The organism is Pseudorhizobium xiangyangii (assembly GCF_020531965.1).
In the GTDB taxonomy this organism is placed as follows: domain Bacteria; phylum Pseudomonadota; class Alphaproteobacteria; order Rhizobiales; family Rhizobiaceae; genus Neorhizobium; species Neorhizobium xiangyangii.
Genome location: NZ_JAJAWH010000060.1, coordinates 1 through 6,060, shown reverse-complemented (window position 1 = coordinate 6,060; position 6,060 = coordinate 1). Strand labels below are relative to the sequence as shown.

4 protein-coding genes and 1 pseudogene are annotated in these 6,060 nt (G+C 58.1%); 3 read left to right on the top strand and 2 right to left on the bottom strand.

Annotated features, from left to right (window positions below; translation table 11 throughout):
• The first annotated feature begins 1,105 nt into the window (after nucleotides 1–1,105).
• Nucleotides 1,106–1,291, top strand: coding sequence for a zinc-binding dehydrogenase (locus LH464_RS23845; RefSeq protein ID WP_226788894.1), 186 nt, complete (start codon nucleotides 1,106–1,108; stop codon nucleotides 1,289–1,291).
• Nucleotides 1,292–1,318: 27 nt separating this feature from the next.
• Complete coding sequence (locus tag LH464_RS23840; protein ID WP_226788893.1) at nucleotides 1,319–1,717, top strand: nuclear transport factor 2 family protein; 399 nt, start codon at nucleotides 1,319–1,321, stop codon at nucleotides 1,715–1,717.
• A 23-nt stretch (nucleotides 1,718–1,740) separates the two neighbouring features.
• Here the strand turns inward: LH464_RS23840 and LH464_RS23835 are convergent, their stop codons facing one another.
• Nucleotides 1,741–1,968, bottom strand: a complete 228-nt coding sequence (locus LH464_RS23835) for a hypothetical protein (RefSeq protein WP_226788892.1) — start codon at nucleotides 1,966–1,968, stop codon at nucleotides 1,741–1,743.
• A gap of 148 nt (nucleotides 1,969–2,116) precedes the next feature.
• Entirely contained in the window at nucleotides 2,117–2,719 is a 603-nt protein-coding gene (locus tag LH464_RS23830) for a recombinase family protein (RefSeq protein WP_449301443.1), read from the bottom strand.
• A 126-nt stretch (nucleotides 2,720–2,845) separates the two neighbouring features.
• On the opposite strand from LH464_RS23830, the pseudogene LH464_RS23825 reads away from it, so the two are divergent.
• A pseudogene (locus LH464_RS23825) lies at nucleotides 2,846–5,810 on the top strand (Tn3 family transposase).
• Nucleotides 5,811–6,060 lie beyond the last annotated feature (250 nt).

Genomic DNA, 6,060 nt, shown 5'->3' with positions numbered 1-6,060 from the left:
GCGCAGGAATGGCCAGAGACTTTACGGACCAACTAGATCGAGCTCGATGCCTAGAATCAACGACAGTGGTTCAAGGCGACTGCTCTCGTAGGAAGCTGGCATCGTACCAATCTCAGCAGATGTTCGACGTTCTAAACCGCAGAAGCCCGGGTGGCCGCGCCATCCGCTCGGACCAATGTGGGCTGAGCCGTGGGCAAATATTTACACGGTCTTGCGCTTGCTGGCGACCTATTGCCAAGGCTCGACCCTATGAGTCCTTTCTCCATTTTTATTTGGTTATTCGTCGGCGCAACAACCAAGGCTGCCAAGCGTCTCCTAATCCGGTTTGTTCAGGCCCTTATGCGATCGATGCTCGACAGCCGACACCTGGCGTCTTGCCGCGTCATAGGAGCAGCTTGTCAGTGACGATGCGCTTTGCCAGGCATCCCTGTTTCTTCATCAGCCACGCCCCGACGGTCACGACAAAGCGCATCGGTCCACCCAGCGCAGCGGCGAACATGTGGATCTTTTTGTCGGGCCACTTCGGGAACGCCCGCCCCCTAATCTTTGCCCCCTTTTCCTGATGCCGGTTACGACAGGTTACTCTACAATTCCAAGCGGCTGCATCACCAGCACGTCTCCTGCTCCCCGAACTCGGGCGGAATAGTTGAGGAGAAGGGTGCTCAGACTGCCTGGCCCTGGTCGCTTGCGGTCAGAGTTGCGGCCACCACGGTGGTTCCTTTTTACCTATCAAAGAAACGTTACGCTAAGAATTGAGATTTTCGATCATCCCGTTTGCACGTGTAAGTCGCTATATTAGGAAGACCTAACGATCCCACAGTGCGAGCGAGCATTTCGGGTATAGCAGGACTGTTCGAACACTTGGGACCAAGTCGGATTCCTAGCCGTTTCTAGCTCCCTGCCGAAAGGGAGGCGTGCCGCTGCCACTCCCCCAGTGCCCACTACCCCCGTGGCAGCGGCTCGCGTTTAATCCTCAGGTGGAACAACTCCAGTTGGCAACTTGGCCAGCAAATGGTTGGTCTTCACTGATGCGTTCTGCTGTCTTGCCTGATATCGGCGTGTGGCTTCGAGTTCCATTTTGCGGAACTCGGGATCTTGTCTTCGCTTGGCGCGGTATCTCGCGGAGCAGCGAAGCATCCTCAATGGCGCCGCCAAGCTGACCGATGACGGTCGGCTAATCTCGACCCTCTCTGAAGTCCTCGGGCCGATCAATGCCCACAATCTGCGAGCGGCCCACGCGCGCCTGGAAGCGGGCCGGACGATCGGCAAGATCGTGCTGGCGGGCTTCTGAAAATTGCAATTACTGAAAGGAACGATCATGACTGAAACCGCAATTGTTGACGCCTTCCTTGGCCGCGTTTTCTCAGGTGAGACGGACAAGGCTCTTGAGCTTGTTCACCCACAGGCGAAATTCATCTCGACGCGGCCGACGCCGAACCCAACGAACCCTCTGCACGGCACGTTCGTAGGTCTCGAAGGGGCTAAATTATTTTTCGGAGGCTTCGGGGCATTGCTGGAGCCTGGTCACTTCAGCGTGGACGCGCGGTTCGCCGAAGGCGAGCATGTCGCGCTCTATGGTACGCTCCGTCACAAGAGCAGAGCGACGGGCAGGGATTTTGCCAGCGATTGGGCACTGATCTGCAAAGTGCAGGCCGGCAAGATCGTGCTCTATCATTTCTATGAAGACACGGAAGCACTGGCATTGGCTATCGCGTGACAAGCTGACGACCCAGCCCGGATCTACGGCCGAAGCACCAGTCGCTTCCGGGACACCTCGACGCCACCATTGACCATGGCGGCCGAAACGCCTTCGCGGATCGGATCTTCATTGAGAAGGCCGCTGGCGAGAGTCAAAGAGCCGCCGTTGCGGATGTGCTTGAGGCCCAGCATCACAAGATTGACCTGGCCCATCGGTTTATTGCGCAAGCCAACATCAAATTGCTCGGCAGTAAAGATCGGCGATGTCACTTTGAAAGTCGCCACTGTTGACGCGCACAACCATGGTGGTCAATCAGCTCCATGTCTACGGCCTTGCCAATAGTACCGCTGGCTCCGACGAGGATTATTTCATGAGGCATTCCCTTTTTGCGGAAGATCGGTTGAGTTCGCACGAACCCTATTCATCGACGGCCGCCGCTTTGAGCGCTTGGTAGAGCGCGGTTTTGCCGATTTTCACGCGGGCAGCAGCTTCTCTCACGTTGAGGCCAGCCGCCAAATGCTGACGGGCCTTCGCAAGCTTCTCCGGTGTCATGACCGCTTGGCGACCACCGCGTCGGCCCCGTTCCTCTGCCGCTTGCAGACCGGCGCGCGTTCTTTCCCGGATCAGATCACGCTCAAACTGGGCCAGCGCCCCGAACAGATGGAAAACCAGACGACCGCCAGATGTCGTGGTGTCGATGTTTTCGGTAATGGATCGGAAGCCGACGCCCTTCGCCTCCAGCTCGGTGATGATCTCGATGAGGTGCTTCATCGAGCGACCGAGCCGATCGAGCTTCCAGACCGTGAGCGTGTCACCGTCTCGCACATAGCGAATGGCCTCCGCCAGCCCCGGCCGGTCGGTTTTTACGCCCGACGCCGTGTCTTCGAACAGCTTCTCACAACCTACTTTGCGCAATGCGTCGCGCTGCAGGGCTGTATCCTGGTCGCCGGTCGATACTCTTGCATAGCCGATGGCGGTCATGATCCCTGTTTTGTCCGGCTTCTCATTGAATTCGGACATTGTCCGATTTGCCGCCGAAGAGCAAGGTTTGCGGACAAAATCTGTGGATGCCATAAAACGTTCGTTTGTCGGACACGCATTTTCCGGTTCGCTGCACTCTCCCCAACGAAACGGGAAGATCAGAGAATGGCGCGAAGAGCACTACTGAGCGAGGCATGGTGGCAACAGGCGACGATCATCCCGGATGACGAAAGGGAGATCGCCAACATTACACGTTGGATCGATCGGATCTCGACCTGATCATGCGACAGAACAAGGCCTCGAATAGGCTGGGCCTCGCCTGTGTTCTGGCCACGCTACGATATCCGGGCCGACCGCTTGCGGATGGCGAGGTCCTGCCGGCTGGCGTCTTACGATTTCTGGCGCGGCAGATCGGCGTCGATCACCATGAGATCGATCGTTATTTCGAGCGCCTGCAGACGCGGCGCGAGCATCTGGCCCTGCTTTTCGACAGAATGAAGATGCGTCCGTTTGTGCCTTCGGACGTGCGGGCACTCACAGGCTGGCTGACACCTGCCGCGCAAACCCTGCGCCAGGCCGATGTATTGGCGGATATGGTGGTGGAAGAACTACGACGCAGGAGAATTCTCTTGCCAGCGCGGCCGGCGCTCGAAGCCATCATTCATGTGGCGATCAGGCGCGGCATTCGTATTGCTCATCGGGCCTTGGCCGGCGGGATCTCAGAAGGCCAAAAGCTCGATCTGGACGAGCTTCTCGATCCGCGCGAGGGGACAAGCGTGACCATCCTTGCCTGGGCGAGAACACCGGCATTGTCGCCAGCCGCCGTCAACCTCGACAGAATTGCCGAGCGCATTCGCTTTCTCCGGTCTCTGAACCTGCTGACGACGTTGATGGATCGCATTCCGGCCAAGGTCTTTGACGAATTTGCTGCAGAGGGGACGCGAACGAGCGCGCAGCATCTGCGCGACCTCAACACCGAACGCCGACATGCTGTCCTGGCTGCGACAGTGCTCCACCTTTCCCGCCATCTCACCGATTGCGCGATCGACATGTTCAAGAAACTCATGGGCATCCTGACGCGGCGAGCCAATAACCAGGCGGCTGCTCGCGTCACCCGATCCGTTCGGGAAGTGCAGAAGCCGTTGAAGGACGTTTCGAAAGTCTGCCATGCGATCATCGAGGCCAGAGAGAAGGGTGAGGACATGGCCAAAGCGCTTGATCGGGTCATCCAATGGCCAGCTTTTACAACCAGTGTCCAGGCGGTCGATACGCTGATCGCGCCGGATGTTATCGACGGTAAAATCGAAATGCTCCAGCGCTATCCGACGATCAGGAAACTGGCGCCACAGTTTCTCTCCACGCTCGTGTTCCGCGGTCACGCCGTGGCGGCGAACCTCTTGCGGACGCTATCGGTGGTCGCGGGTCTATATCGTACGGGCAAAAGGACCATACCCGACAAGGCACCGATCTCCTTTGCGCCGAAGGGCTGGATGCCTCTCATACTCCAAGATGGAAAGATTGATCGCAGGGCTTATGAGCTTTGCCTGTTCAGCGAATTGAAGCGCCGGCTCGATGCGGGCGATGTCTGGGTGGAAGGAGCCAAACGCTTCCAGTCTTTCGAAAGCTTTCTCATTCCCACGCCGACATTCGAGCTGATGCGTGAGGAAGGACCGCTTCCAATCGCTGTTGATACCGATGTCGAGACGTATCTTCGCCAGCAGCGCCAGCTCCTGAACGATGGACTGGCTGACCTCCCGCGTCTGGCCGCAGCCGGCGAGCTCGACGATGTAGAACTGACCGGGGCGGGGTTTAGCGTCACGCCGCACAAGGCTATGTTTCCGGACATCGCCAAGTCGCTGAAGCTAAAGGTCGAAAGCCGTCTGCCTGCGATCCGCATCACTGACCTTTTGCTTGAGGTTGACGACCGAACGGAATTTTCGAACGTCTTTACCCATCTGCGCAGCGGTCGGACGGCCGACAACAAGCTTGCGCTCCTCACCGCCATCCTGGCGGACGGCATCAATCTCGGTCTCACGAGAATGGCGGACGTTTCCCCCGGCATTACGATGCCCCAACTCGCCTGGGCGCACGATTGGCATATTCGCGAGGAAGGTTACACGGCCGCGCACGCCATTCTCGTCAACGCCCAGAGGCAATTGCCTCTGGCAAGCTTGTGGGGCGATGGAACAACGTCATCCTCCGATGGCCAGTATTTTCCGGCGGGCGGACACGCCGAGGCGATCGGCGACCTCAACGCCCGCTATGGTCCCAACCCCGGCGCCAAATTCTACCGGTTCACCTCTGACCAGTACGGCGCTTCTACATCATCGCCATGAATGCCAATGCGAGCGAAGCCATCTATGTCCTCGACGGACTGCTCTATCATGGCAGCGATCTCGCCATCGAAACCCACTATGTCGATACCGGCGGGGTAAGCGATATGAGCTTCGCCCTTTGCCATCTCGTTGGTTTCCAGATTGTGCCCCGGCTGCGCGGTCTCAAGGATCGCAAGCTCTATCTCTTCCCGGGCGACACGCCTCCCGAAAACCTTGCATCGCTCGTTGGCGAGCCCATCAACGTCGAGCGGATCAAGGCAAACTGGAACGACATCTTGCGGCTGGTCACGACGATCCGTTCCGGGCAGGTTCGGCCTTCGACCCTGTTGGCAAAGCTGTCCGCATTCCCACGCCAGAACGGACTGGTGTTGGCGCTACGCGATCTCGGTCGCATCAACCGGTCCATCTTTCTGCCCCAGTGGTGGCAGAACCCCGAAATGCGCAGGAACGCGACGGCCGGCCTCAACAAGAGCGAATCTCAGAACACCTTGGCCCGTGCGCTGTTCTTCAACCGGCTCGGAGAACTGCGAGACAGGACCTTCGAGAGTCAGTTCTACCGGGCGTCCGGGCTGAACCTGCTGATCAATGCCATCGTCTACTGGAACACGCTCTATCTCGAACCGGCCTTCGCCGAACTCAACCGGGAGGGTATCGCCACGCCGCCCGACCTGGTCAAACACATCACCCCGCTCGGGTGGCAACACATCAGTCTCACTGGCGATTACATCTGGACCTCGACGGACAGCCTCGATCTCAGGCCGCTACGGCGCGAAACATCCATCCTCGCAGCGTGATCACCATACGTTCTCAAAAGTCGGACAGATTCAACACTTTCGTGTCGTGACGCCTATCAGCGGCGAATGCTGCGGGTTCTGGGTTGGCGTTCCTGGATAGTTGGTGCCAACCGACCAGGACGTGTGTTGACTCATTGTATGATCATCCTATGGTATCTCAATACAGGAGTCGACGGGGACCATATTCACCACCGTTCGGTCCTTGCAGCTCTTCCTTAAGGAATGTTCACATTGAATTATCTGCACTACG